Source organism: Janthinobacterium sp. EB271-G4-7A (assembly GCF_020858075.1).
Lineage (GTDB): Bacteria > Pseudomonadota > Gammaproteobacteria > Burkholderiales > Burkholderiaceae_D > Janthinobacterium > Janthinobacterium lividum.
The window spans coordinates 2,692,118-2,718,942 of sequence record NZ_JACYMI010000001.1 but is presented as its reverse complement, the minus strand read 5'-3'; the positions used below and the strand labels follow the sequence as shown (position 1 = coordinate 2,718,942).

Sequence of the window (26,825 nt, the reverse complement as noted above, 5' to 3'; positions counted from 1 at the left end):
GCCATGAGCCACGCGGCCACCTTGACGCCCGAGGTGCTGACGACCCTGATCGCGCTGGTGCGCCAGCATACGGGCATCGCCATGACGGCGCGCAAGAGCGTCTTGCTGGAACGGCGCTTGCAGCCTCGGCTGCGGGCGCTGTCCCTGCACAGCTACCAGGCGTACCTGGAGCGCGTCAGCAGCGATCGCGACGAGGTGGCCCATTTCATCGACCTGGTGACCACCAACGACACCCTGTTCTTCCGCACGCCGTCCATCTGGGATTATTTCCGCGACCGCTACCTGCCCGCCTGGGCCCGCGCGCATCCGGACGGCTGCCTGTCCATCTGGTCGGCAGCGGCCGCCAGCGGCGAGGAGCTGTATTCAATCGCCATGCTGTGCGAGCAATTCAAGCTGCAAGCGCCCGCTTTCCGCTACCAGATCCTGGCCAGCGACATTTCGCAGCAAATCCTCGGCGCGGCACGGGCCGGCCAGTACAGCGGCCGCTCCGTCGAGCGCATCCGCCTGTCGCATCCGGACTTGCTGCGCAAATATTTCACGCCCTCGCCGCATGGCGTCAGAGTCAACGAGGAATTGCGGCAACACGTCAGCTTTGCCCAGCACAATCTGCTGGAAGCATTGCGCCCGGCGCGGCAGTTCGACCTGGTGTTCCTGCGCAATGTGCTGATCTATTTCGATGCCGAGCACCAGGAAACCGTGCTGCGCCAGGCACGGCTCAGCCTCAAGGACGAGGGCCGGCTGATCCTGGGCGAGTCGGAAACCATCGCCCGCCTCGGTACCGGCTATCAATTCGAGTTTCCCATGATTTATAAGGCGGGTAGCGCATGAACATCATCATCGACCCTAGCTTGCCGCTGCACCATGTTGGCATGGGGCAACTCAGCGTGGGCACGCATGGCGAGCAGCTGCAAGCCTTGCTCGGCTCCTGCATCGGCATCGGTTTCATCTGGAAGAATGGACCCTGCTGCGGCCTGGCCCATTGCCTGCTGCCGGAAGCGCCGGACACCGACAGCAGTCTGGGGGCACGCTATGTGAGCCAGGCCGTGCCTTCGCTGCTGCGGATGATGGGTGTGCGCCAGGCCGATTACGCCGATATCGAAGTGGTGCTGGCGGGCGGCGCCAGCATGTTTGGCCCGCGCAATGGGAGATTGCAAGTGGGCCGGCAAAATGCGGAAGCGGCGCAAAAATACCTGGACCAGTGCGGCTTGTCGGTGAGTTTTTGCGCGCTGGGCGGACGCCACGGGCGCCAGTTGCTGATCGATTGCGCCAGTCACAGCTATGCCGTCACCGATGTGGTGGCGCAACCCGAATTAATTCCCCGCAAGGAAGGCGCATATGGATATGCATGAAGCGACGGGCTTGCAAGCGCAGGTCAATGGAGAAACGGCCGCCGAGCTGTTCGGCTCCTTCCACCTGGGCGACGATGAATTCGCCCTGCCCGCCAGTTGCATCCGCGAAGTCGTCAATTACCCCGCGAAAGTCACGGCCCTGCCCCTGTCGCCCGCCTACCTGGAAGGCATGTTCACCTTGCGCGGCAGCGTCATTCCGGTGGTCAACCTGGGGCGCTTGTTCCGCGCCGATGCGCCGCGCGCCGTGGCCACGGACAAGATCGCCATCCTCGACTTCCAGCAAGTGCTGGTCGGTATCGTCTTCCAGGATACGGGTGAAATCCTGCGCGTGCCCGCCAGCGCCCGCAGCGCCCTGCAATATGCGGCCGGCGACAGCCACGCCGTCATCGCCGGCACGATCCTGCTCGATGGCGGTGCGCGCCTGCTGCAGGTACTCGATCCGCATGCCCTGCTGCGCATCGAAAACGTACCCCATGTGCTGGCCCTGCAGGCGACGGGCGCCAAGCTGAGTTCGGCCCGCTACCATGCGCAAAGCGAACGCCGGCAGTGCGTCAGCTTCCATGCGGCCGGCGCCACGTTTGCCTTCGAAATGCTGGCCATCCAGGAAATCATCCGGGTGCCGGAACTGCACAGCTCCCTGCTGAACAGCGAACTGTGCCTCGGGCGCATGCATTTTCGCGGCAGCCAGGTGGCCGTCGTCGACTTCGGCGCCCTGCTGCAGGCGGCCGGGTCCGGCACGGCGGCGACCAGCGACCAGCGCATCATCGTCGTGCGCCTCGATGATACGACCGTGGGCTTCCTCGTCGACTCCGTCGACAGCATCGTGCATTTCTTTGGCGACGAGGTGCTGCCGATTCCCCTGCTGAGCAAAGCACGCGCCGCCATGTTTGCCGGCTGCATCACGAAAGAGGGTCTGGGCGACATCATTTTCCTCGACCACAAGGGTATCCTGTCGCAGGCGGAGATCGTCGAGATGCGCGACGGCCACGCGCGCCTGTACCCGGCCGACACGGAAGCGGGCAGCGCCGCCACGCGCAAGGCGCAGCGCCGCGTCTACATCACTTTTACCGTGGAAACCCGCTTCGCCGTGGAAATCGGGCAAGTGCGCGAAATCATCGACTTCAGCGGCGCCATCACCACGCCACCGGGCATGCCGGCCTGCATGCGCGGCATGCTCAACCTGCGCCAGCAAATGATCAGCATCATCGACCTGCGCCAGCTGTACGCCATGCCGCCGCTGGCGGACACGGGCGCGGGCAAGATTTTGATCGTGGAACGGGGCGCCGAGCGCTACGGCTTTCTCGTCGACCATGTCGACAACATCATGACCATCTCCGACAGCCAGCGCTTTGCGGCGCCGCAAATCATCCGCACGGGAGAGCATGACGACTTGCGCAGCGAAATGGATGAAATGATCGATATCGGCACGGAGGCGCAGCGCCAGACCCTGTCCGTCTTCCAGTGCGACCATCTGCTGGAAAAGCTGGGCTCGGCGCTGCCGCAGGCGGCCTAGAATGTTTTCTTAAAGCAAACCCAACGGCGTAAAAGTACCGGGGTCGGAGCCTCAGGGTCCGACCCCAGCCCATGCTGTTGGGTTAATCAGGCTCGCTGATCCGTCACATTCCCGGCAGCTTGTGCCCCTTGAATTGCTCGCGCAGCTTGTTCTTCTGGATCTTGCCCGTGGCGCCCATGGGCAAGGCGTCGATGAACAGCACGTCGTCGGGCGTCCACCACTTGGCGATCTTGCCTTCAAAAAATTGCAACAGCGCTTCGCGCGTGACCGTCATGCCGGGGCGCAGCACCACGACGAGCACGGGACGCTCGTCCCATTTCGGGTGGAACACGCCGATGCAGGCCGCCTGCAGCACGGCCGGGTGCGCCATGGCCAGGTTTTCCAGGTCGATCGTGCCGATCCACTCGCCGCCCGACTTGATCACGTCCTTGCTGCGGTCCGTGATCTGCATGTAGCCGTCCGCATCGATGGTGGCCACGTCGCCCGTGGGGAACCAGCCATCCTGCAGCACCTCGCCGCCCTCGTTCTTGTAGTACGCGGAAATGATCCATGGCCCTTTCACCAGCAAATGGCCGTAGGCCACGCCATCCCACGGCAATTCCTTGCCATCGTCATCGACGATCTTCATGTCCACGCCGTAAATGGCATGGCCCTGCTTGTGCAGGATATCGCGCTGCGCTTCCCTGTCCATGGCCAGGTGCTTGGTCTGCAAGCCGCCCGTGGTGCCCAACGGCGACATTTCCGTCATGCCCCAGCCATGGATGACTTCCACGTCGAACTTGTCGATCAGGGTATCCATCATGGCCGGCGGGCACGCGGCGCCGCCGATCACCGTGCGGCGGAAGGTGGAAAATTTCAGGTCATTCTGCAAGGCATAGTTCAGCAGGCCCAGCCAGACCGTGGGCACGCCGGCCGAGAACGTAACTTTTTCCGATTCGAACAGTTCGTACAGCGACTTGCCGTCCAGCGCCGCGCCGGGAAACACCATGCGCGCGCCAGACAGCAGCACGGAATACGGCAAGCCCCAGGCGTTCACATGGAACATGGGCACGACGGGCAGGACCGTGTCGGTGGCGCGCACGTTCAGTGCGCTGGGCATGGCCGAAGCATACGCGTGCAACACGGTCGAGCGGTGCGAATACAGCGCGCCCTTGGGGTTGCCCGTCGTGCCCGAGGTATAGCACAGGGCGGCAGCCGAGTTTTCATCGAACACGGGCCATGCGTACTCGTCGGAATGCGTGTCGATCAGGTCTTCATAGCACAGCAGGTCGGGAATGCTGCTGCGGGCGGGCATGCGGTCGCGGTCGCACATCAACACGAAGTGGCGCACGAAGGTGCAGTCGGCGGCGATCTTTTCCACCACGGGCAGGAAGGTCAGGTCGAACAGCAGCACCTGGTCTTCGGCGTGGTTCGAGATGTAGGCGATCTGCTCCGGAAACAAACGCGGATTGATGGTGTGCAGCACGGCGCCCGAGCCGGACACGGCATAGTACGCTTCCAGGTGGCGGTAGCCATTCCAGGCCAGGGTGGCGACCCGGTCGCCCATGCCTATGCCCAGGCCGTGCAAGGCATTCGCCAGGCGCCGCGTGCGCTGGTGGCAATCGCGGTAGGTATAACGGTGCAGATCGCCTTCCACCCGGCGCGACACGATTTCGCCGCAGCCATAATGACGCGCTGCAAACTCGATAATGCTGGAAATCAACAGGGGCTGATTCATCATCTGGCCCATCACTGGACTCAAGGGAAATGCCGACATCGTGTCTCCTGGTTTGGATACTCGGTTATTGTTGGAAGTTAAAGATTTTCCTTAGTTTCGTACGGTCGTGCGGAAATCGTCAACGCATTTCGATATTGCATTGCAGCATGGAATTTTTGATTCCGTTTTTTGCCGCATTGCTCCCCACGACAGCGCCCGCCACGCGCCCTGGCGCTGTGCGGTAAAATCGCATTCCAGGCTGGCGCACCTTGCCGGTCCATCTTACTGACTGGAATTGCCATCACCGCTCATACCTTACCACTGGATAATGCCTTTGCGGCCTTGCCGCCCGCGTTCTATACGCGCTTGATGCCCACGCCCCTGCCCGCCCCATATTTTGTGGCCGCCAGCGCACCAGCCGCAGCCCTCATCGGCCTCGATGGCGCGCATCTGGCCGAGCCCGACTATGTGGCGCTACTGATCGGTAATACGGTTGCCGAGCGTTCACTGCCCCTGTCGGCCGTGTATTCGGGCCACCAGTTCGGCGTCTGGGCTGGCCAGCTGGGCGATGGCCGCGCCATCCTGCTGGGCGACATCGCCACCGAACACGGTCCGATGGAACTGCAGCTGAAAGGCGCCGGCGCCACGCCGTATTCGCGCATGGGCGACGGCCGCGCCGTGCTGCGCTCGTCCATCCGCGAATTCCTGTGCTCGGAAGCCATGGCGGCGCTGGGCATTCCCACCTCGCGCGCGCTCTCCATCATGGGTTCGCAGCAAGGCATCATGCGCGAAACCGTCGAGACTGCAGCCGTCGTGACGCGCATGGCACCCAGTTTTGTGCGCTTCGGCTCGTTTGAACACTGGTTTTACCGCAAGAAGCCGGAAGAGCTGAAAATCCTCGCCGATTACATCATCGACGGTTTTTATCCCCATTTGCGCGCTGCATCAAATCCATATCAAGCCTTGCTGGCCGAAATCTGCGTGCGCACGGCGCACATGATTGCGCAATGGCAAGCCGTGGGCTTCATGCATGGCGTCATGAACACGGACAATATGTCGATCCTGGGCTTGACGCTCGATTACGGCCCCTTCGGCTTCATGGAAGCGTTCGATGCCGAGCACATCTGCAACCATACGGACCAGCAGGGCCGCTATTCCTACGCCAACCAGCCGCAGGTGGGCCACTGGAACTGCTATGCGCTGGGCCAGGCCCTGCTGCCGCTGATCGGCGAGGTCAGCGAGGCGCAGGCGGCGCTGGACAGCTACCAGCCCGCGTTTGCGGAGAAGATGAATGCCTTGCTGCGCGCCAAGCTGGGCTTGCGCACGCAACACGACGACGATACGCAACTGTTCGATGGCATGTTTGCGCTGATGCAAGCCAACCACGTGGATTTCACCAACTTTTTCCGCGCGCTGGCGACACTGGAAATAGCCGCCCCCGAGCACGACACCGTGCTGCGCGACATGTTCATCGACCGCCCCGCCTTCGATACGTGGGCAGCGGCGTACCGCGCGCGCCTGCTGCAGGAGCACAGCGTCGATGCCGAACGGCAAACGGCAATGAACCAGCTTAACCCGAAATACGTGCTGCGCAACTACCTGGCGCAAGTGGCCATCGAGAAAGCCCAGCAGCACGATTACACGGAAGTGGCGAAATTGCTGGAAGTTTTGCAAAAGCCATTTGACGAACAGCCCGAACACCAGCACTATGCGGCCCTGCCGCCCGACTGGGCCAGCCACCTTGAAGTCAGTTGCTCATCCTGAGGAGTCATTATGACCACCAATAAAGTCAAAAAAACCGATGCCGAATGGCGCGCCATGCTCGACTCGATGCAATACGAAGTCACGCGCCACGCGGCCACGGAACGGGCCTTCACGGGCAAGTTCTGGGACCACCATGAACACGGCATCTACACCTGCGTCTGCTGCAACACGCCCTTGTTTGCCTCGGACACGAAGTTCGACTCGGGCTGCGGCTGGCCCAGCTATTTCCAGGCGCTCGACCCGGCGAATGTGACGGAAATCGTCGACCGCAGCCACGGCATGCTGCGCACGGAAATCGTCTGCGCCGTCTGCGACGCCCACCTGGGCCACGTCTTCCCGGACGGGCCGCCGCCGACCGGCTTGCGCTATTGCATCAATTCGGCCTCCTTGCGCTTCGATCCGCAGCCTTGATCTGGCAATGGCTTGGGCGTTGCTCCTAAGCCATTCCTAAGATGATTCTTATAAGACCAGTGTAAAGTCTCGCCATGAAATTTCTATTCGACCTATTCCCCCTGATCGCCTTCTTTGCCGCTTTTAAACTGGGCGGCATGTATGAAACGGCCACGCACGATTTCGTGCAGCAATATTTGTCCGGCTTCGTGTCTGGCGGCCTGATCAAGGCCGACCAGGCGCCGTGGATACTTGCCACCCTCGTCGGCATCGTCGCCACGGCTTGCCAGGTCAGCTATCTGCTGCTGCGCGGGCGCAAGGTGGACGGCATGCTGTGGCTGTCGCTGTTCATCTTTGTCGTGTTCGGCGGCGCCAGCATTTACCTGCATGACGATTTCTTCCTGAAATGGAAGCCGACCCTGATCTACTGGCTGTCCGGCCTGGCACTCCTGATCGCCTACGTGGGTTTCAAGAAAAACCTGATCCGCAAGACCATGGAAGCGCAAGTGCAGTTGCCTGATGCCGTCTGGAACCAGTTGCTGGCCGCATGGATCATTTTCTTTGGCGCCATCGGCGCACTGAACCTGTTCGTCGCCTTCGTGCTGTACAAGGGCGACATGGCCGCCTGGGTCAGCTTCAAAGCGTTTGGCGCGACGGGCATCTTCTTTGCCTTCATCGTCGCGCAAACCCTGTTCCTGGCCAAACATATCAAGGAAGACGCATGATGAGCTCCACCACCGAAAACACCGCTCCGGAAACGCGCATGCAGCGCATTCGTACCCGCCTGGAAACAGCACTTTCTCCTCTGGAATGCGTGCTGGAAGACGACTCGGCACGCCACCGGGGCCATGCGGGCGCCGCCTCCGGCGGAGGCCATTACAATCTGCGGATTATTTCTAGTCAATTTGAGGGGCTCAGGCTCGTCATGCGCCATCGACTGGTGTATGATTCCGTGCACGATATGATGCATAATGAGATACATGCATTGGCGATTGTGGCACTGGCGCCATCCGAAGTAGTGTAAGGATGGCGTTTTTGGCGTACCGGGGCAACTTGGTATGCCGTTTGCTGCAAGCGCCATGCACGCGTTTTCTTTCCATGCGTTTTTTACGAAACTTTCCCTAACAGGATTTAATAATGACTTTTAAGCCAGCCCGCTTGCTGATCGCACTACTCGCCGTTGTCGCGGTACCTGTTTTTGCGCAAAATGTTGCCGTTGTTAATGGCAAGCCTATCCCATCGTCGCGCGTTGATGCAGTCGTCAAGCAAGTCGTCGCCCAAGGCCAGCAACCGGATTCGCCGCAACTGCGCGAAATGATCAAGAAGGACTTGATCGGCCGTGAAGTGCTGATGCAAGAAGCGGAAAACAAAGGTTTCGGTAAAGATGCAGCCGTCAAGCAGCAAATCGAGAACGCACGCCAGGCCATCGTCATCAACGCCCTGGTCGGCGACTACCTGAAAAAGAATCCCGTCAACGACGCTGAAATCAAGGCGGAATACGACCGCTTCGTGGCCCAGACCGGCGACAAGGAATATCACGTGCGCCACATCCTGGTGGGCACCGAAGCGGAAGCGAAAGACATCATCGCCAAGCTGAAAGGCGGCGCCAAGTTCGAAGACCTGGCCAAGCAATCGAAAGATAGCGGTTCGGCCGACAACGGCGGCGACCTGGACTGGGCAGCGCCATCGTCCTTCCCGAAAGTGTTCTCCGACGCCTTCGTGAAACTGCAAAAAGGCCAGGTTACCGACACCCCGGTGCAAACGCCTAACGGTTTCCACGTGATCAAGCTGGACGACACCCGCGCGGCAAAACTGCCAACCCTGGAAGAAGTCAAGCCACAGATCGCCGAAGCGCTGCAGCAAAAGAAATTGCAAGCGTATCAGGAAGAAATGATCAAAAAAGCGAAAGTTCAATAAGAACTGACCTCCCCGGCGCCCTTTTCGGCGCCGGTCGTGTATTCTGCGCCTGAACGCGAACTGCACGGCAGTCGCGATCTCTTGTATCAGTTTTTGTAAATTTATTAGGAATGAACATGATTTTGAAGCCAGCCCGCCTGATCTTAGCCCTGGTCGCCGTTGTAGCGATCCCTGCGTTCGCGCAAAACGTGGCCACCGTGAATGGCAAGGCCATCCCATCGTCGCGCGTTGACCAGGTCGTCAAACAAGTCGTCGCCCAAGGCAAGCAAGCTGATTCGCCGCAATTGCGCGAAGCCATCAAGAAAGACCTGATCGGCCGCGAAGTGCTGATCCAGGAAGCCGACAAGCAAGGCTACGGCACGCGTCCGGAAGTCAAGTCGCAGATCGACAATGCCCGTCAAAGCATCATCATCAACGCCCTGCTGGCCGACTACGTCAAGAAAAACCCCGTCAAGGACGCTGAAATCAAGGCCGAGTACGACAAGTTCAAGGCACAAGCGGGCGACAAGGAATACCATGCGCGCCACATCCTGGTGGCCACCGAAGCGGAAGCGAAAGACATCATCGCCAAGCTGAAAGGCGGCGCCAAATTCGAAGAACTGGCCAAAGTATCGAAAGACGGTTCCGCAGCCAATGGCGGCGACCTGGACTGGGCTAGCCCAGCTTCGTACGTGAAGCCATTCTCCGACGCCATGGTTGCCCTGAAACCAGGCCAGGTCACGCAAACGCCAGTGCAATCGCAATTCGGCTTCCACGTGATCAAGCTGGAAGAAACCCGTCCGACGAAGTTGCCGGCACTGGAAGAAGTCAAGGGTCAAGTGGCCGAGTCGCTGCAACAGAAGAAACTCGCCGCCTACCGCGATGAACTGATGAAGAAAGCCAAAATCCAATAAAAACGCCTGATATAAGCTACTGCGCGTCGCGCTTTGCGGCCTGCGATGCTCACCGTGCTCCAGCACGGTTGCGCGTCTCGGCCACAAATCGCTGCCGCTCGCTACGGTTCTATCAGCCGTTTGGATGGCTGAACAAGAGCGCTCTTCGGGGCGCTTTTTTTACGTCTGAAAAAAGCGAGATGCGATGGATTTACATGCAGAACTGAAGGCCGCGCTGGAAGCGGCGGCCGAACCGGGCCGTGCGGCACCCATGCAGGCCTACATGCGCGACCAGTTCATCTTCCTGGGCGTGGCCGCGCCGCAGCGGCGGATGGCCGCCAAGGGCTTGCTGGCAGGTTTGACGGGCATCGATCCCGCAACGCTGCTGGATCACGCGCAACGGCTGTGGCAGCAGCCGGAGCGCGAATACCAGCACGTGGCACTCGACATGCTGGCCCTGCACTGGCGCCAGCTGGGCATCGAGCACCTCCCCGCCCTGCTCGGCCTGGTGCGCCAGCGCGCATGGTGGGACAGCGTGGACGGCATGGCGGGCATTGTCGGCGACGTGCTGCAGGCGGAACACGGGCGCGGCGGCGATGGCCATGCGCACATGGACGCGGCCTTGCGCCATGACGATTTCTGGCTGCGCCGCATCGCCATGCTGCACCAGCTGGGCTGGCGCGCCAACACGGATGCGGTCTGGCTATTTGACGCGGCGCTGGCGCTGGCCCACGAAAACGAGTTTTTCATCCGCAAGGCCATCGGCTGGGCCTTGCGCGATTACGCGCGCCACGCGCCCGAGGCGGTGACGGCGTTTGCCAACGCGCACCGCCAACTGCTCTCTCCCCTCAGCCGCCGCGAAGCGCTGAAGCACCAGCCACGCTGAAGGCCGAGCCGCCCAGCAGGCGCAGCGCGGCGTCGATGCGCGGCGCCGCATCCCAGGACGGCACGGGCGCCAGCAAGTCCAGCGCCATCTGCCGCAGCGGCTCGGCGATCACCATGGCCAGCAGCAAGCCGGCCAGTTCCTGCCCATCGTGCAGCACCAGATGGCCGCGCGCAGCCTGGCGCCGCAGCCACTCGGCCAGCAGGGCCGTGCCCCGCTCGATGCCGTTGCGCTGATACACGGCCAGCAGATCGGCGCGGGCGGGAAACTCCGTGCACAGCAAACGGAACAGGCCCACGGCGTCCGCCGTCAGCACGCGCGCCGCCATCGCCTGCAAGATCTCTTTCAATAAAGGCAGCACTTCGCCAGGCGCGGCCGCATCCTGCGCCATGGCCGGCAGGAAGGCATCCGTCCAGCCGCGCACCACCAGGGCGACCAGTTCCTCGCGGTTGGCCGCATATTGATACAGCGACTTCTTTGCCATGCCCGCGTGGCGCGCCACCGCTTCCATGGTCGTGGCCGCATAGCCTTCGTGCAGCAGCAGCCAGGTGGCGGCCTGCACGGCCGCCTCGCGCGCTTCCTCCGGCGGGCGCGCCGGACGGCCCCGTCCACGCACAGCCTTGCTCTCTTCTTCCCGCATGCCCGCTCCAAGCTTGATCGATAGACGATTTTACACTGAATCCAATTTAGGAAACGTTATACGTTTCTTTAATATATAATTGTTTTACCCAAACAACGGAGAATGACATGACGCAGCATATTCAATTCCCATGGAACATCACCGACACGGGCGACTTGCTCGACCCGTTTCCCCTGCCCCTGGAAACGGGCATCACGCGCCTGCAAGACGGTTGCCTGCTGGTGGCGGCACGCACCGAGCTGCACGGCTGCAGCGGGCGCATGCTGGACTGGTGGTTTACGTTTTTCGAGACGACACAGCACATCAAGTGGTGGCACCCGCACGATCACGTGGCCCATCACGGCTGGAACGGCGCGTGGAAAAAGGGAGAGCGTTACTACGGCGCCTCGATCGAGGCGGTGGAATCGCTGGGCGACATTCCGCCCGTGAAAGCCAAGCTGAAGTTCCATGATCCGAAAGACGTGTTCGATGCGGAGCAACTGCGCCACGCACAGGACAGCGGCGCCCTGTCGGCCGCCGTCTGCGCGCGCATCGGCTTTGGCGATTACGTCGTGCTTGACCCGTACGGCGATCCGCTCGATGGCGAAATGCTGCACCTGGCGCGCGATACGCCCACGGGCTGCGTGCTGCGCAGCCGCTTCCTGCTGGGGCGCAACAGCCTCAACCCCGTGCGCGACGTGCCGGACGTGCTGGGCCTGAACTTGCTGCGCCACTGCTACAGCGAATTTACCTATCTGTCGCGTTTCCTGCCGTCGCTGTACTACGGCGAACACGCCAACGGAGAGCAAGCGCCGCTGCCGTGGTAAAGCGCCGCATCACAGCCGCTTGTGCATGCGCGCCAGCGGCAGCTTGATGTCGTCGGGCAAGTCCAGGTGAAACTCTTCCGTGACGGCAAAGCCGCTGGCCAGGTACAGCGGCACGCCGGGCAAGGTGGCGGCCAGTTCCAGGGCAGTAAAGCCGGCGGCCACCGCCTGGCGCTCGCAATGGCGCATCAGCATGCTGCCCAGGCCCTGGCGCGCGGCCGCTGGTTCCACAAAAAAGGCGCGGATGCGGCCCGGCTGGCTGGCCGGATCGAGCAGCGGGTCCGGCCCGCTCTTGGCGCGATCGGCGCCATACAGGGTGGCGCGCTGGCTCCAGCCGCCGCAGGCCAGCATGGCGCCATCGCGTTCGATCACGAAATACGTCCGGTCAGCAACGAGTTGCGTATCGACGCCGAACACGTGGCGCGTCACGGACTCGGCCTGTTCCTGCGTATAAAACCCCGCGCTCAGTTCCACGCCGGAACGGGCGATCAGCGCATTCATTTGCGGCACATCGGCCGGCTGCGCCACGCGCAGGCGCGTCAGCGCGCCAAAGCTGAACCAGGCACGGCTGATGCGACCGTGCGTCACTTCATACGTCGCCACCAGTTCCTGCGCCGATACGCCATCATCCGTGTCGGCATGGACGATTTCATGGTCGATCACCAGCTTGCCGCAGGCGATGCGGTTCAGCAACTGCGCCCGCGGCCGGCTGGCGGCGAAGCGGGCCGTGAAACGGGGACCGATCTGCGCGCTGCCCTGAGCCAGCAAGGTATCGGGATGCTGGAATTGCTGCGCGTCATCGGCATAGATGGCCAGCAAGGCCGGCACGTCGTGTGCGTTATAGGCATCCAGTTGTGCCTGGACCACCGCCGTGGGCGAAATGCGTGTATCGTTGGCAAGCGTCATGCGTCTACCTGTTGTGGTGTGGGGAAAAGTTGCAAAGGGTAACATTGTCGCCCCTGTCGCGGCGCAGTTTGCTGCGATAATAGCAAGATTCGTCGCAAGAAGCATGTGCAGGCGTCACCAATCAATCGCAAATCGCAGCAGGAGTAGATATCATGAAATGGGAAGGCAATCGCGAAAGCGACAATGTGGAAGATCGCCGTGGCGAAGACGGCGGCGGGGGCGGCGGTGGCGGCTTTGGTTTTGGCGGGCGCTCGATCGGCATCGGCACCATCGTCATCGCCCTCGTCGGCTCGTATGTGCTGGGCGTCAATCCCTTGACCTTGCTGAATCTGCTCAGCGGCGGTGGCGGCCAGGTCAGCACCCAGCAAAGCCAGGCACCGGCGCGCCAGCCGCCCGAATCGGACGAGATGGCCCGCTTCGTGAAAACCGTGCTGGCCGATACGGAAGACACGTGGGGCGCCCTGTTCAAGGCCGAAGGCGGCAGCTATGTGAAACCCAAGCTGGTGCTGTTTTCCGGCAGCACGCCGACGGCTTGCGGCACGGGCCAGAGCGCCAGCGGGCCTTTCTACTGCCCCGGCGACCAGAAAGTCTACCTGGACCTCGATTTCTTCAACCTGATGCAGCAGCGCTTCAAGGTGTCGGGTGAATTCGCCGAAGCGTATGTGATCGCCCATGAAGTGGGCCACCACGTGCAAAACCTGCTGGGCTTGTCCGAGAAGGTCGACAAGGCGCGCCGCACGCAGTCGGAACGCCAGGCCAACGCCATGTCCGTGCGCCTGGAATTGCAGGCCGACTGCTTTGCCGGCGTGTGGGCGTATCACGCGAACGCCGACCGCAAGATCCTGGAACAGGGCGACGTGGAAGCGGCCCTGAAAGCGGCCACGGCCATTGGCGACGATGCGCTGCAGCGCCAGTCGCAAGGCCATGTCGTGCCGGACTCGTTTACGCATGGCACCTCGGAGCAGCGCGTGCGCTGGTTTACCAAGGGCATCGAAAGCGGCCAGATTTCCCAGTGCAATACGTTCGAGGCACGCCAGTTGTAGTGCCACCACGCATGCCGCCCTGGGGGCCGGCATGCGTATCCATCAGGGCACGGTGACGTCGTAGCGCTTGCCCAGTCTTTTCAGTTCGCCCGTCTCGATCAGGTTATTCAGCTCCTGGTCGAACTGCAGGCGCAGCTTGTCGAAGGTGGGCGAGCGGGGGAAGGCGAAATAGCCGCTCTGTATTTCGATGACTTTGGGCAGGGGTTTCACCTGGCGTCCATAGCCGAGGCGGGCAATCACGGGATCGGTGTTGCGGCGGTTGCTGACAAACACGTCGACGTGGTTGTGCACCAGCATCTTCAAGCCATTTTCCACATTGTTGGCCACGCTGACCTGCAAGCCGGGCCGCACGCGCTCCCAGTCCGCGCCATAGGCCCAGCCATTGAGCAGCACCACCCGGCGGTTCTTCAGCGCCGCGTAGTCGCCATCCCAGCCGAAGCTGGCATCCTGGCGCGTATAGAAGACCATCTGGTCCTGGTAGAACGGCTTGTCGGAAAACGCCATGCTGGCGATACGCTCGGGCGTCTTGTAGGGGCCGATCAGGATATCGGCCTGGCCTTGCACCAGCATGGCTTGCGCGCGCGCCCACGGCACCATGCGAAAACGCACGGTGTTACCCGTGCGCGCCGCCATCAGGCGCAGCAGTTCCGCGCCCAGGCCGCCATATTCACCGCTGTCCTGGTACTCGAACACGCGCTCGAACTGCGCCCCCACGGCCAGCAGTTCCCGGGCTGGCGCCTGCGATGAGACAGCCAGCGCAGGCGCCAGCAGCGCCAGGGCCAGCAGGCGCCGCCCTGCTCTTTTCATCAGCCGACGATGCGCAAGGAGTAATCGGTGGCCCGCACATCCTTGGTCAGGCTGCCGATCGAGATGCGGTCCACGCCCGTTTCGGCAATGGCGCGCACGGTGTCGAAATTGATGCCGCCGGACGCTTCCAGCAAGGCACGGCCTTTGGTGATGGCCACGGCCTCGCGCATCATGTCGTTGCTGAAGTTATCGAGCAAGACGGAGACGGCGCCCGCATCCAGCGCTTCCTGCAATTGCGCCAGGGTTTCCACCTCGATCTGCACGGGCACGCCCGCGTCGAGATTGCGCGCGTTTTCCAGGGCCTGGCTGACGCCGCCCGCGGCCGCGATATGGTTTTCCTTGATCAGGATGCCGTCGTACAGGGCTAGGCGCTGGTTCTTGCCGCCACCGACGCGCACCGCATACTTTTGCGCCAGGCGCAGGCCGGGCAAGGTCTTGCGCGTATCTAAAATGGACGCCCTGGTGCCGGCGATCACGTCGACATACTGGCGCGTGGCCGTGGCCACGGCCGACAGCAATTGCAGGAAATTGAGGGCGCTGCGCTCGGCCGTAAGCAAGGCGCGCGCCGGCGCTTCGATGGTGCAGACGACGCTATCGGCCGTCATCATGTCGCCTTCGGCGTAATGCCAGACGATGTCGATGCTGCGATCCAGGCTTTTCATGATGCCTTCGAACCAAGGCGCGCCGCACAGCACGGCTGCTTCGCGCACGATGACACGGGCCGTGACGATGTGGTCAGGCGGCACCAGCTCGCCCGTCAGGTCGCACTGGCCCACATCTTCCAGCAAGGCGGCCAGCAAATTGCCTTCGAATGCGCGCGCCAGGGCGGGATCGAAAGGGGCGAAAGAATTAACGAGGGTACTCATGCTGGACCGATTCCTTGGAACAATGTGGTTTCTTTTGCCAGGTCCGCGCCCGGCTTGAGGCCCGCCTTCTTGGCGGCGGCAAAATCGAGCATGCGGTTGATCGAGCGCACGGCCAACTGGCCGACGGCAGGATCGACGTGGATTTCGTTGTGCATGTTTTCCAGCGTTTCGGCCAGGTTCAGCAAGCCATTCATGGCCATCCACGGGCAATGCGCGCAGCTTTTGCAGGTGGCGCTGTTGCCGGCCGTGGGCGCTTCGATGAAACGCTTGCCCGGCGCGGCCGCACGCATCTTGTGCAGGATGCCGTTGTCGGTGGCGACAATAAACGTGTCCGTGTCCATGGTTTGCGCTGCCGCAATCATTTGCGACGTGGAACCCACCATGTCGGCCAGCGCCACCACATTCGCGGGCGACTCCGGATGCACGAGCACTTTGGCTTGCGGATACTCTTCCTTGAGCAAATCGAGTTCGATGCCCTTGAATTCGTCGTGCACGAGGCAGCTGCCCTGCCACAGCAGCATGTCGGCGCCCGTTTGCTTCTGGATATACGAGCCCAGGTGCTTGTCCGGTGCCCACAGGATTTTCTTGCCCTGCGCATGCAGGTGGGCAACGATGTCGAGGCCGATGGACGACGTCACCATCCAGTCCGCGCGCGCCTTGACCGCCGCGCTGGTATTGGCGTAGACGACGACCGTGCGGTCCGGATGGGCGTCGCAGAAGGCCGTGAATTCGTCCACCGGGCAGCCGAGATCGAGCGAACAGGTCGCGTCGAGGTCGGGCATCAATACCGTTTTTTCGGGACTGAGGATTTTCGCCGTTTCGCCCATGAAGCGCACGCCGGCCACGACGAGGGTCTTGGCCGGATGGTCGCGCCCGAAGCGGGCCATTTCCAGGGAATCGGAGACGCAGCCGCCCGTGGCTTCCGCCAGGTCTTGCAGGTCGGCATCAACGTAATAGTGGGCAACGAGCACGGCTTCGCGCTCGATCAGCAGGCGCTTGATGCGCGTGATCAGTTCGGCTTTTTCAGCCGGGGAAGGCGTCGCTGGCGTGCGTGCCCAGGCGTGGGCAGTGCAGCTGGCTCCGTCTTGTGGATGTTCATACTCGACGGATTTGATGGCTAAAGTTTGCATGGCTGTGTCAAACAAAAACGGGATAGACCGGCACGATTGCAATAAAGCAGGTGCGCCGGAACGAAAGGACCGCGGCGCGTCGGTGTGGTGCTGGCGGTTGGCGATGCAGCTGGCATTGTAATGTCGGATTACGCTACGCCTCGGCGGCCCCGCTAATCCGACCTACCGGCCTGTGCCAACCGTTTGCATCTGGCGTAGGTCGGATTAGCGCACAGCGCGTAATCCGACGCAACGTTACTCCAGCAATTAATCAATACCTTGACTCTTGAGGTAATCCTCATAGTTGCCGCGGTAATCGACCACTTCATCTTCCTTGATCTCGATGATGCGGTTGGCCAGCGAAGAGACGAATTCGCGGTCATGCGACACGAAGATCAGGGTGCCCGCGTATTTTTCCAGCGCGATGTTCAGCGATTCGATCGATTCCATGTCCATGTGGTTGGTCGGCTCATCGAGCATCAGCACGTTGTGGCGGCCCAGCATCAGCTTGCCGTACATCATGCGGCCTTTTTCACCACCGGACAATACCTTGACGGCCTTTTTCACATCGTCGCCGCCGAACAGCAAGCGGCCCAGGATGGAGCGCACGGCCTGGTCGTCGTCGCCCTCTTTCGTCCACTGGCCGATCCAGTCGGTCAGGTTCGTGTCTTTAGCGAAATCTTCCGTCGGGTCTTGCGGCATGTAGCCGACGTTGGCGTTTTCCGCCCACTTCACGCGGCCCTGGTCAGGCTGCAGGCCGGCGATGTCGCCAGCGATGCAACGCAGCATGGTGGTCTTGCCGGCACCGTTGGCGCCGATGATGGCGATGCGCTCGCCCGCCTCGACCATGATGCTGAAATTCTTGAACAGCTGGCGGTCGAAACCTTTCGAGATGTTTTCGACTTCCACGGCCAGACGGTGCAATTTCTTTTCGCCGTCGAAACGCACGAACGGATAGGCGCGCGACGATGGCTTGATGTCGTCGACCTTGATCTTTTCGATCTGCTTGGCGCGCGATGTTGCCTGGCGGGCCTTCGATTTGTTCGCCGCGAAGCGGCGCACGAATTCCTGCAGCTCGGCAACCTTGTCTTTCGCTTTCGCGTTGTTGGCCAGCTGCTGGTTGCGCGCCTGGGTCGAAGCGAACATGTATTCGTCGTAGTTGCCCGGATAAATCTTCAGGGTGCCGTAGTCCATGTCGGCCACGTGGGTGCAGACCTGGTTCAGGAAGTGGCGATCATGGGAAATGATGATCATGGTGGAATTGCGCTCGTTGAGCACGTCTTCCAGCCAGCGAATCGTGTTGATGTCCAGGTTATTCGTCGGTTCGTCGAGCAGCAGGATGTCCGGGTTCGAGAACAGCGCCTGCGCCAGCAGCACGCGCAGCTTCCAGCCTGGCGACACATTGCTCATCGGGCCCTGATGCAGGTCGATGGCGACACCGGCGCCCAGCAGCAGTTCGCCGGCGCGCGATTCGGCCGTGTAGCCGTCGTATTCGGAGACTTTGCCTTCCAGGTCGGCGGCCTGCATGTAGTCGTCGTCGGTCGCTTCCGGGTTCGCGTAGATCGCGTCGCGCTGCTGGATGGCAGCCCACATTTCCGTGTGGCCCATCATGACGACGTCGAGGACGCGCATGTCTTCAAAGGCAAACTGGTCCTGGCGCAGCTTGCCCAGGCGTTCGTTGGTATCGAGCATGACGTTGCCGCCCGACGGATCCAGGTCGCCGCCCAGGATCTTCATGAACGTCGACTTGCCGCAGCCGTTCGCGCCGATCAAACCATAGCGGTTGCCGTCGCCGAACTTGACGGAGATATTCTCAAACAATGGCTTGGCGCCAAACTGCATCGTAATATTTGCGGTTGAAAGCATTAGTGAGGTCTTTATCCAGTGAAAACAGGTAGTTAGGTACTTTTCTCCCATTATACAGCAACCACCATGAACCACTATCTTGGTGAGCTGCCTGAGCAGGCCGTTTTCACCGCTCATATCCTGGGGTTTCCGGCAGCTGGCCAGCGGGCTGTCAGCCGGTTTACGCCGTTCGGGCTTGGGCCTGGCCCGCTTGTTACGCTTTATTACGGCCACGCTGCCGCCTTGATGGCGGCAGCCTCTCGCCAAATGACCGCCGACAAAAAATCATTCACTCCCTGCATTCACTCCCTGTTATATCAGGATAGTTGTCGCGTCCCCTGATTTACCGTAGCATTGCCGAGTTTCTCCTTGCCGCCAATCTGAAATCGCCGCCCAGAACACCCTTTTGAGAAAAATAATGCGAAAACTTCGTTCCACGATTATTTTTACCATGCTGGCCAGTTTGGCCATGCCTGTATTGTCGGCGGATAAGCCGCTCTCTTTGCCTGACCGCCTGGCTGCCCTTCGCACGACTATCGCAATCGATCATGGAAAGATGGTTGGTTCCGGCGCGGCACCATTAATAAATGCGGGCCTGGAAAGCCAATTCGTACTCATCGGTGAGGACCATGGGATTACAGAAATTGCGAATTTTTCGGCGGCGTATTTTGAAGCATTGGCAGATCAAGGATTTACGACGCTGATTGTCGAAAATGGGCCGGCTGTTGCCGGTGCCTTGGAAAAAGCGTTGAAGTCCAATACTGGCGTCGCCGGCATAGCCGCATTTAATCAGGCATATCCGGTTGCTACTGCTTTTTACAAGTGGCAAGCTGAGGCGCAATTCCTGGCCCGTATCGCCAAAGCTGCCGGACCATCGTTCCATTTGGTGGGAATGGATCAGGAGCTCATGGGCGCTTCGAAATATTTGCTCGACCAAATGGCTGAGCAACCGCTTAATCCTTTGGCGAAATCAAAAATCGAGGCCTTCCGCAAGCTTGAAAGCGACGACTATCGCCGAGCGTCGGAAAACGGAGACCCGAGAGAGCTCTTCATGGTAAAAGTCCAAGAGGAAGAATTATTCGCGCTGCAGAAGCTGCTCACGGCACCTGAGGAAATGCCCGCCTTGGCGATGCTAAATTCATTGATTGAAAGCCGCAGCATTTATACTAAAAACATGACTCCGGGACAAGGATATGGGTCGAATACACAACGTGCCAGGCTGATGAAGCAGTATGTGGCCAGCCATTTGACGCATGCGCCTGCACAGCGCATGTTGCTGAAAGCCGGTGCAGTGCATGTCTTCCGAGGCTATAACCCGCTTGGTGCCGGTAGCCGGGAGATCGGCAATTATTTGGCGGAATATGCGGAAGGCCGCGGACAAAAATCGCTGCATGTGCTGGTGCTGGCGCTCAAAGGCCAGCAGGCGCAATTTGCGGGCATTGGGCGCGCGTCCGCCTCCACAGAAATTGAAAAAGTCGATAGCAAGTCTTCCATGGCTGGCGTATTGCCCTTCTTTGCCGCGGCGAAAGAGCATAAGGAATGGTCATTGTTCGACGTGCGCCCCTTGCTGGGATCGGCGAAAACTCTGGCGAATGGAGACAGCAGTGTCCAAGGCATGATTCAGGGCTACGATTTCGTACTGGTCATTCCCGAGGGAAACGCAACGTCGGATCTGTGACAATATCGCCATCGGCCCTCAGCTGCAGCGCGGCACTGCTGCGCATGCCGCGGCTCATGCCCGGCATCTCCACGATCCAGGCATGCGTTCAATCGTTACCACCCGGATGCTTGCGCATCCTGGACTCAAAAAACTGCCACGCGGCTGCCGGCGTATCAACGTCATCGTTCATTTCACCGAGCAGCTTGCTTTCAGCAATCGCACGATCGATGAGGGCGGCCAGAAAAGCGACGTCGTTCGTTTGCGCCTTGGTCGTTGCGTCGGCGCGGCAATCATTCCAGGCCTGCTTGCCGTCGCTTGCACGATCAGCAGTATCTTTTTGCTGCGGGCCCGATTGATCCAGTCCAGCGAGCGATATCCGCCGAACGTGTCCTGCCCCGGCATCCACGCGGCGCTTGCGCCATGACCGTGGAGCAGGCCAGCGACAAGCAGGGCACTTTTTTGCGCAGGGACATAGCGTCGCGGCCAGTTGGCCAGATCAAACAATGCAGTTGAATTATTGCCCATTTGAAATCAACAAGCCGTCCGCCGGCATTGATGCAACCATCGCCCCCGCAAGACGTCGACTGCCAGGACGCCCAGCCGCCGCATAAACCCTACTCAGAATTACAACAAATCAGTGACAATTGATTAGAATTATTGATATTCAACCAACTACAATTAGTAGGAATCATCCTACACGATGAAGTAAATTCTCTATATTTGATTCAACTTTTTGGGAGGAAATATGAAATTTCATATGTTCTTGACGCTTCCAATGTTGCTCTCCCTGGCTGGCTGCGCAGGCATGATACGTACTCCACAAGATCAGGCAACTCAAATTGATTTCAGTGCGAGCTACATGAATTCCCTGTCAGAAAAATATAAACCCAACGATAAGCTAACCAGCTCGAACTTCCATCAGCAACTCATAAACTACGATAGCCTCGAAGGCAAGGATCTAGATGAGGAAGCCAGGAAGGCTGACGTTGGAATCAAATCACTTGCCCTTGTCGACATTCATTCATTGACAAATGGCTTGCACAGTATTGAGGCCGATATTTCGCGGCACTTGACATATAAGGCTATCGAAGAAAATCGTCTGAAATCCCTGGAAAAGGAATTTTCGGCACTCAACAAAAAAACACCGCCGTCTGACGTCGCAATAGCTGCGCTGCAAGATAAAATTGATGAAAGAAAAACAAAACTATCCGAGATTGCATCAACGTTGAGAAAATTTGAAGCAGATAAGTCATCGCAAATCTTGCTCATCGAGGAAAAAAAATCAATAGTAAAAACGATCGATGGGAAGGTTTACCAGACATCGGAAAAAGACCGAATGCGCATACGAAACGGGATAGTTCGCGACTTCATGGCCATCGCCGACCATAATTACATGCAATTCAAGAACGAATTGCTGGCTGGACGGGTGCGTACCGATACGATTGCGGACATCACTGAACTTCTGTTATCCACAGCGACCACGCTCACCGGTGGCCTGATGACCAAGACCAACTTGGGTGCGGCATCAACCCTGTTAAAAGGATCGCGGGCAACCGTAGACAAGAATTTCTTCGCGCAACAAACCATGCGGGCCATTATCAACTCCATGGAGGCAAGCAGATCTTCGGATAAGACCGTCATTATTTCAAAAATGAACAAGTCCACGAGTGTCTATCCTATTAGCGAAGCGATCTCCGATGTTCAGCGGTATCAAAGCCGCGCCAGCCTCTTCCTGGCGGTCCTGGATCTGGCGAACCAATCAGGCAAAAGCGCCGTTTCGTTAGAGAAGGACCTGAATACAGAAACCATGCAATCGATAAACTAGGGCAATGCTATGGAAAATTATCCATGCATCATGATTGCCTTGTCCGTCGTTAGCAGTTAGGCTGCGTGCTCGCCCGCCACCAGACATTGGGATTGTGCGGGCGCATCCCAACCCTACCGGACTCACAGGCATCACTTGAAAAAAACTACCATTGCCGCCGCTGCGGCCATCATTGCCATCGCCGCCACCGTCTACGCTTCGCCGTACTACACCTTGCACCAAATTAAGACTGCGCTGGCCGAGCGCAATGCCGAAGCGCTGGCCGCACACGTGGACTTCCCCGCCCTGCGCGCCAGCGTCAAGACGCAGCTGGAAGCCAGCATGGCCCGCAGCATCGAGGCGACAGCTGGCAGCGGCAACCCTCTGGCCGCCCTGGGACAGTCGATCGCCAGCGCCATGCTGGGCAAGATGGTCGACACCATGGTCTCGCCCGCCGGCGTGGTCGCGCTGGTCAACAAGAGCGCCGTCAGCCCGCAAGCAGAGGTGAATGCGAATCCGGATGCGCCCGCCGATGGTGCACGGAAGAAGGCCGACTATACGGCGGGCTATGCCGGCGTGAACACTTTCGTCGTGCGCGCCAAGGGTGGCAATGCGCAGGAAGGCGCGCTGGTCCTGCTGCGCCATGGCGTGTGGGGCTGGAAACTAAGCTCGATCGAGATTGCCTCGGCGATGGCCGCACATTAGCAAAGCGCGCGCATGCGCCAGCAATCTGAGACACAATGCGGGTCATTTACATCAGATTGCAGGAAACTTCATGCTGAAACACACCGCCTTGGCGCTGACCATGGCCTGCGCCGCGCCATCCGCCCATGCCACGGATGGGATTGCTGGCGCCGAGCGCAGCCACTCCGTCGCCGCGCGCATGCAGGCGGAAACGTCCAACGCTGCCGATCCTGGCGCCCCGGCCCTGCTGCCCGTTCCCAGCGACATTTCTCTGGCCGAGCTGGAGCGCCGCCTGGCACTGGGCCAGGCGCAGGCCGCTGAAAAACAGTATACCAGCGCACTCGACCCGGCCATTCTGAACGGCCTGGCACAGCAGATGGATTGCCTGGACATCATCGGCGTACAGCCGTTCGGCTTCCCGCTCGATCAAACGCAGCCCACCGTCCTGAGTGGTGCACACCTGCTGGCTCGCTGCCCGGACAGGGCTTACGTGGCGATCACGGCGATGTCGATGGCGGGCAAGACGGGCAAGCGCGTCAGCATTTCGCCGCAATCGTTCCAGCAGACCGTGGATGGCAAGCCCGCGCGGCGGCTGTATTACAAGGCGCCCAACGGGCGCCAGAAGGAATCGCTGACCATCGCCGATGGCAGTTATGTGTATGCGCTCGAATATTGGTCGCTCGATGACAGCCAGCAAAGGGGCATGGTCGGCAAGCGCAGGATGGAAACATTGACGTTGCCGCAATAAAATAGGTGCGAACAGGTGAAATACTGTATATTCATACAGTTATTGACTATCCCCCCTTTCGAGCATGCCTGCACACCCGCACAAGGACTTACCCTACACTATCTGCATCAGCGCCACGATCGATGCGGAGGTCGAGCAAACCATCCTCGACGGCTTGAATGCCTACAACGATGCCATCACCGGCTATAGTGACAGGCAGGCGTTGAGCGTGATCGTGCGCGACCGCGACAGCCAGCGGGTGCTGGGCGGCGCCATGGGCCGGACCTCGCTGGGCCTGCTGTTTCTCGATCTGTTCTATTTGCCCGCCGCCTTGCGCGGGCTGGGTCTGGGCAGCCAGATACTGGCGCAATTCGAAGAGGAAGGACGTCGGCGCGGCTGCGCTTCGGCGGTGCTGTACACCATCAGTTTCCAGGCACCCGAGTTTTACGAGCGCCGCGGCTGGCGCCGCTTCGGCGACATCGCCTGCAGCCCGGAAGGCACGAGCCGGGTATTCATGAGCAAGGCCTTGTAGGCCGCATGCGACAGTGGCCGGCGGCAAACCTGCCGCCAGCCACGATCAACGACCGTTGCTTACATGCCCAGGGACTTGAGCAGGTCGGCGTTGTCGTCGTCTTCCGGCTCCGCTGCAGGCGCCGGGGCGGCGTCCCGTTCGCGGTTCGCGAATTCGCCATCCATCAGCGAGTCGGCGTCGACTTCGCGCGAATCGAAATCATGCAACTTGATGAACTCGGTACGGTCGATCGCCAGTTCCAGGTAGAAAATATTGTTCTTTTCCGTATAGAAAGTGACGCGGCGCATTTCCGGACGGTCCAGCGGCGTGTCGACGCTGAGCATCACCTGCTTGTTCAGCACCAGCATCTTCGGCTGGCTCTGGGTGATATTCGTTTGCAGTTCGCGCCGCACCTTGCCCGTGAAGTCGCCCACGATCTGGTTCATCAGCTCGCCCATGATGTTCGACACTTCGTCCGACGTGTAGAAACTGGCCAGCTCCGACTTCGGCATACCCATGTGCAACATGTAGCGCTCGTAGATTTCCATCGCCGTATCGGCGGCAAAATTGAGCACGACCAGGCCAGTGAAACCGCCATCGAACATCACGAAGCAGCCGATGTCCGGCTTCAGGCCCGTCTTGGTGATGCGCTGCACCATGCCCGAATAATTGACCTTGCTTTGTGTTGCAACGTTGAGCACCCGAACCACCGAGTTGCACAAACTCATCAACAAATCTTCTGTACCGTACACAACATCCTTTTCTGCATCCATGAGCAACCTCTCCTACTATTTTAAAGATGACAGCACTGTTCCCTGTCCGCCGCGAGCCGAAACACGACAGTTTCGCTCAGCAAGCGGACGACTTCACCTTTGCATGTCTGACCTTGCGTGGCAGCGCGCGCCGCGTTGCCGCCGGCACGAACCGCCCTCTTACCTTTTTCCGTATAGAAATAAGTATCAGATGCGCAGAATACCCAGATGTAACATTTCCGTCCAGCCATACCTGCATTTACTTGATGATCTGTGCAGAAATACCATATCCGGCCTGGGCACTGGCGTCAGCACAGGAAATAGTAACTAAAAATCAAGGGCGCGCAAGACCACGCCGCTGACCAGCAGATCGCGGCTCAGGTAGGCGAAGGCACGCTGGCCGATGCGCAGGCGGTGGGTGTCGAAGATGGCCAGCAAGTCGCCGCCCTGCCCCTGGTCCAGGCTGTGCAATGCCGTGATGGTGATACGGCACGTCTTTTCCGCCCCGAAAACGGTCAAATGGAAACGGATGGCATCACCCGCCTGCTCGAGCGCGATGCTGTCGCGCAGGATTTCATAGGGCATGGCAGTTCTCCCCGCTGTGGGACGAATGCGCTGGCAGGGGGCGCCCGTTCATGCGGCGAACGTGGCGGCAGAATCGACATGCCGTGGCAAGTCGATGATGAAGACGCAGCCATGGCCAACCACGCTCTCCACGCTCAAGTTGCCGCCATTCGCTTCCACGCTGCGCCGGGCAATCGACAGGCCCAGTCCCAGGCCAGTCTTGTTGGCGCCGGCTTGCGTAAATGGCAAAAACATGTCATCCGCAGCCTCGGGCGGCAGGCCAGCGCCGTTGTCTTCCACCTCGATCTTGAGCCGCCCACCGCTGGCATACGCGCGCAGCACCACGGTGCCATTTAGCGCGCCAAACTTGAAGGCATTCTGCAGCAGGTTTCCCACGGCGGAGAGCAGCAAATCCTGGTCCGCATGGAGCTGCAGCAAGGGAGCGACCTCTTCCACGACCAGGGTGCAGCGCAGCAAGTCCGCTTCCAGGCTTGCCGAATAGCTCACTTCTGTGATGAAGTTATTCAAGGAAAAAACCGAACGCTGCAAGGTCAGGCCCGCCTCCACCCGCACCTCCGCCAGGGAGCGGTCGATCAGGGTACGCAAACTCACCAGACTGCGATCGAGCACTGCGCCAGTCGCGCCCGCCAGTCCCATGCCGCCCTGCTTGAGCGCGGAGACAGCCAGGCTGGCCGTTCCCAGTTGATTGCGCAGTTCATGGGCAAAGTAGCCGATGCGCTGACTCAGTGCCAATGCCTGTTCATTCGCAATCAGCACGTCGCGCCGCTGGGTAAATTCCGACACGGCTTCGGCAATGCCGTTGTCGAGGCAACGGTTCAGCGTCCTGAATTCCTCGACGGCGAACTGCTCGTCCATGACCACGGCGAGATCGCTGACAGCCTGGCACAGGTCGCCATAACCGTGCACTACCTGGCTGATGGAATAACCGAGCGCCAGCAATTGCCCGCCGTGCGTGGTGGCACTGTCGGCCAGTTCCGATGTGCCATGCGCACTGCCATCAGCGGGGCCGGAAATGGCCAGGCTTAGCGCCATCTTGCCTGCATCTTCCGCCTTCAAGGTACGGATCAGCTGATCCAGAAAGATGGGTACGCCGTGTTGCAACTGATGCTCGGACGGCAAGCGCATGGACCTCATGGCGACCTTTTCACGGCAACGGCGCTCAAGCTCGGCGCGATTTTCCACTAGGAATAAATGCATCATGACGTTTCCTGCTATCTGGAATGAGGGACAAGCAAGCAAGACTACCGGTAGCACACGCAAGCCACCGTCTGTTACCGAACACAGGTGCCTGCCCGCATATCCTTGCACGCGGGACGCGTCCGCCCCCCCCCATGTGCTATTGTCATCGGATACCTCACCAGGCAGGAGCCATGTATGCTCAACATCGTTACCAGCGTCTCGTTCCGCTACATCGACCCACGCCACAAGGAACCGGGCCCGAGCAGGGAATTCATCAATCAGAACATTCTGCTGCCGCCGGGCGCCCATCTGCCGCGCATCGGTGAAGCGATCGAACTGATGCACTGGGACTTGAACCGCGACATGAAATCCGGCGTCTATTCTGTGCTGTTTGTCCATACACGCATTGCCTTGTTTGATGGCAACGAAAAGCCTTCCGGCTGGCACACCACGATCACCGTGGGGCCGCAGTCCGACGACATCGATGCGCGCTTCCTCACCGCCCCCTCCTGATTGTCGT

29 protein-coding genes are annotated in these 26,825 nt (G+C 60.2%); 19 read left to right on the top strand and 10 right to left on the bottom strand.

Annotation, left to right across the window (positions count from 1 at the left end):
* Positions 1-3: 3 nt before the first annotated feature.
* Genes IGS58_RS12280 through IGS58_RS12270 form a run of 3 tightly spaced genes read left to right on the top strand, consistent with a single transcriptional unit; the run spans position 4 to position 2,862 of the window.
* Positions 4-828, top strand: a complete 825-nt coding sequence (locus IGS58_RS12280; protein WP_070259470.1) for a CheR family methyltransferase — start codon at positions 4-6, stop codon at positions 826-828.
* A complete protein-coding gene (locus IGS58_RS12275; protein ID WP_230521525.1) occupies positions 825-1,349 on the top strand; it encodes a chemotaxis protein CheD in 525 nt (174 codons plus the stop codon). Before IGS58_RS12280 ends, IGS58_RS12275 begins: the two co-directional genes overlap by 4 nt.
* Positions 1,336-2,862, top strand: a complete 1,527-nt coding sequence (locus IGS58_RS12270; protein ID WP_230521524.1) for a chemotaxis protein CheW — start codon at positions 1,336-1,338, stop codon at positions 2,860-2,862. The genes IGS58_RS12275 and IGS58_RS12270 overlap by 14 nt, the downstream gene beginning before the upstream one ends.
* A 103-nt stretch (positions 2,863-2,965) precedes the next feature.
* Here the strand turns inward: IGS58_RS12270 and IGS58_RS12265 are convergent, their stop codons facing one another.
* Positions 2,966-4,618, bottom strand: a complete 1,653-nt coding sequence (locus IGS58_RS12265; RefSeq protein ID WP_268989827.1) for a 3-(methylthio)propionyl-CoA ligase — start codon at positions 4,616-4,618, stop codon at positions 2,966-2,968.
* 225 nt (positions 4,619-4,843) lie between these two features.
* Here IGS58_RS12265 and IGS58_RS12260 point away from each other — a divergent pair, with 225 nt between their 5' ends.
* The 7 genes from IGS58_RS12260 (at position 4,844) to IGS58_RS12230 (ending at position 10,387) form a co-directional block, all read left to right on the top strand.
* Positions 4,844-6,322, top strand: coding sequence for a protein adenylyltransferase SelO (locus IGS58_RS12260; protein WP_442908371.1), 1,479 nt, complete (start codon positions 4,844-4,846; stop codon positions 6,320-6,322).
* A 9-nt stretch (positions 6,323-6,331) separates the two neighbouring features.
* Positions 6,332-6,733: a peptide-methionine (R)-S-oxide reductase MsrB gene (gene msrB, locus IGS58_RS12255; protein ID WP_034784618.1), complete on the top strand. Its 402-nt coding sequence runs from the start codon at positions 6,332-6,334 to the stop codon at positions 6,731-6,733.
* A gap of 74 nt (positions 6,734-6,807) precedes the next feature.
* The gene (locus tag IGS58_RS12250; RefSeq protein ID WP_070259462.1) at positions 6,808-7,437 is read left to right on the top strand and encodes a septation protein A; all 630 of its coding nucleotides are present in this window, start codon (positions 6,808-6,810) and stop codon (positions 7,435-7,437) included.
* Positions 7,434-7,736: a BolA family protein gene (locus IGS58_RS12245; protein WP_225317325.1), complete on the top strand. Its 303-nt coding sequence runs from the start codon at positions 7,434-7,436 to the stop codon at positions 7,734-7,736. Before IGS58_RS12250 ends, IGS58_RS12245 begins: the two co-directional genes overlap by 4 nt.
* A 113-nt stretch (positions 7,737-7,849) precedes the next feature.
* The gene (locus IGS58_RS12240; RefSeq protein WP_034784620.1) at positions 7,850-8,629 is read left to right on the top strand and encodes a peptidylprolyl isomerase; all 780 of its coding nucleotides are present in this window, start codon (positions 7,850-7,852) and stop codon (positions 8,627-8,629) included.
* Positions 8,630-8,745: 116 nt separating this feature from the next.
* A complete protein-coding gene (locus IGS58_RS12235; RefSeq protein WP_034756072.1) occupies positions 8,746-9,522 on the top strand; it encodes a peptidylprolyl isomerase in 777 nt (258 codons plus the stop codon).
* A 184-nt stretch (positions 9,523-9,706) separates the two neighbouring features.
* Positions 9,707-10,387, top strand: a complete 681-nt coding sequence (locus tag IGS58_RS12230) for a DNA alkylation repair protein (protein ID WP_230521522.1) — start codon at positions 9,707-9,709, stop codon at positions 10,385-10,387.
* Here the strand turns inward: IGS58_RS12230 and IGS58_RS12225 are convergent.
* Positions 10,350-11,024, bottom strand: a complete 675-nt coding sequence (locus IGS58_RS12225; protein WP_070259458.1) for a TetR/AcrR family transcriptional regulator — start codon at positions 11,022-11,024, stop codon at positions 10,350-10,352. The two genes, IGS58_RS12230 and IGS58_RS12225, sit on opposite strands and share 38 nt — an antisense overlap.
* Positions 11,025-11,131: 107 nt before the next feature.
* Here IGS58_RS12225 and IGS58_RS12220 point away from each other — a divergent pair, with 107 nt between their 5' ends.
* Positions 11,132-11,830, top strand: a complete 699-nt coding sequence (locus IGS58_RS12220) for a DAPG hydrolase family protein (RefSeq protein ID WP_070259456.1) — start codon at positions 11,132-11,134, stop codon at positions 11,828-11,830.
* 9 nt (positions 11,831-11,839) lie between these two features.
* On the opposite strand, the gene IGS58_RS12215 is transcribed toward IGS58_RS12220, so the two are convergent.
* Positions 11,840-12,733, bottom strand: coding sequence for a GNAT family N-acetyltransferase (locus IGS58_RS12215; protein WP_230521521.1), 894 nt, complete (start codon positions 12,731-12,733; stop codon positions 11,840-11,842).
* A gap of 152 nt (positions 12,734-12,885) precedes the next feature.
* Here IGS58_RS12215 and ypfJ point away from each other — a divergent pair, with 152 nt between their 5' ends.
* Positions 12,886-13,776 carry a KPN_02809 family neutral zinc metallopeptidase gene (gene ypfJ / locus IGS58_RS12210; protein ID WP_034784624.1) on the top strand — a complete coding sequence of 297 codons (891 nt, stop codon included), beginning with the start codon at positions 12,886-12,888 and terminating at the stop codon, positions 13,774-13,776.
* Between the two features lie 42 nt (positions 13,777-13,818).
* Here ypfJ and IGS58_RS12205 read toward each other — a convergent pair whose 3' ends face one another.
* The 4 genes from IGS58_RS12205 to IGS58_RS12190 all read right to left on the bottom strand — a co-directional run bounded on the left by IGS58_RS12205 (position 13,819) and on the right by IGS58_RS12190 (position 18,424).
* Positions 13,819-14,583: a substrate-binding periplasmic protein gene (locus IGS58_RS12205; RefSeq protein WP_230521520.1), complete on the bottom strand. Its 765-nt coding sequence runs from the start codon at positions 14,581-14,583 to the stop codon at positions 13,819-13,821.
* Positions 14,583-15,449, bottom strand: coding sequence for a carboxylating nicotinate-nucleotide diphosphorylase (nadC, locus tag IGS58_RS12200; protein WP_092604998.1), 867 nt, complete (start codon positions 15,447-15,449; stop codon positions 14,583-14,585). The genes IGS58_RS12205 and nadC overlap by 1 nt, the downstream gene beginning before the upstream one ends.
* A complete protein-coding gene (gene nadA / locus IGS58_RS12195) occupies positions 15,446-16,579 on the bottom strand; it encodes a quinolinate synthase NadA (RefSeq protein WP_092604999.1) in 1,134 nt (377 codons plus the stop codon). The genes nadC and nadA overlap by 4 nt, the downstream gene beginning before the upstream one ends.
* Before the next feature lie 246 nt (positions 16,580-16,825).
* The gene (locus IGS58_RS12190) at positions 16,826-18,424 is read right to left on the bottom strand and encodes an ABC-F family ATPase (RefSeq protein WP_034784627.1); all 1,599 of its coding nucleotides are present in this window, start codon (positions 18,422-18,424) and stop codon (positions 16,826-16,828) included.
* Between the two features lie 397 nt (positions 18,425-18,821).
* Here IGS58_RS12190 and IGS58_RS12185 point away from each other — a divergent pair, with 397 nt between their 5' ends.
* The 6 genes from IGS58_RS12185 (at position 18,822) to IGS58_RS12160 (ending at position 23,810) form a co-directional block, all read left to right on the top strand.
* Positions 18,822-20,081, top strand: a complete 1,260-nt coding sequence (locus IGS58_RS12185; protein WP_230521519.1) for a hypothetical protein — start codon at positions 18,822-18,824, stop codon at positions 20,079-20,081.
* An 82-nt stretch (positions 20,082-20,163) separates the two neighbouring features.
* Positions 20,164-20,487 (top strand): hypothetical protein, encoded by a 324-nt coding sequence (locus IGS58_RS12180; protein ID WP_230521518.1) that lies wholly within the window; start codon positions 20,164-20,166, stop codon positions 20,485-20,487.
* A 321-nt stretch (positions 20,488-20,808) separates the two neighbouring features.
* Entirely contained in the window at positions 20,809-21,888 is a 1,080-nt protein-coding gene (locus tag IGS58_RS12175) for a hypothetical protein (RefSeq protein ID WP_230521517.1), read from the top strand.
* Positions 21,889-22,023: 135 nt separating this feature from the next.
* Positions 22,024-22,572, top strand: coding sequence for a DUF2939 domain-containing protein (locus IGS58_RS12170; protein ID WP_070259445.1), 549 nt, complete (start codon positions 22,024-22,026; stop codon positions 22,570-22,572).
* Between the two features lie 70 nt (positions 22,573-22,642).
* Positions 22,643-23,299 (top strand): hypothetical protein, encoded by a 657-nt coding sequence (locus IGS58_RS12165; protein ID WP_070259443.1) that lies wholly within the window; start codon positions 22,643-22,645, stop codon positions 23,297-23,299.
* A gap of 64 nt (positions 23,300-23,363) precedes the next feature.
* Positions 23,364-23,810 carry a GNAT family N-acetyltransferase gene (locus IGS58_RS12160; protein WP_070259441.1) on the top strand — a complete coding sequence of 149 codons (447 nt, stop codon included), beginning with the start codon at positions 23,364-23,366 and terminating at the stop codon, positions 23,808-23,810.
* Between the two features lie 59 nt (positions 23,811-23,869).
* Here the strand turns inward: IGS58_RS12160 and IGS58_RS12155 are convergent, their stop codons facing one another.
* From IGS58_RS12155 to IGS58_RS12145, 3 genes are all read right to left on the bottom strand, one after another.
* Complete coding sequence (locus tag IGS58_RS12155; protein WP_034784631.1) at positions 23,870-24,562, bottom strand: DUF3334 family protein; 693 nt, start codon at positions 24,560-24,562, stop codon at positions 23,870-23,872.
* A gap of 306 nt (positions 24,563-24,868) precedes the next feature.
* The gene (locus tag IGS58_RS12150; protein WP_034784632.1) at positions 24,869-25,126 is read right to left on the bottom strand and encodes a DUF1488 family protein; all 258 of its coding nucleotides are present in this window, start codon (positions 25,124-25,126) and stop codon (positions 24,869-24,871) included.
* A 48-nt stretch (positions 25,127-25,174) separates the two neighbouring features.
* Complete coding sequence (locus tag IGS58_RS12145; RefSeq protein WP_230521516.1) at positions 25,175-26,326, bottom strand: sensor histidine kinase; 1,152 nt, start codon at positions 26,324-26,326, stop codon at positions 25,175-25,177.
* 174 nt (positions 26,327-26,500) lie between these two features.
* Here IGS58_RS12145 and IGS58_RS12140 point away from each other — a divergent pair, with 174 nt between their 5' ends.
* Entirely contained in the window at positions 26,501-26,818 is a 318-nt protein-coding gene (locus IGS58_RS12140) for a hypothetical protein (protein ID WP_230521515.1), read from the top strand.
* The last annotated feature ends 7 nt before the right edge of the window (positions 26,819-26,825 follow it).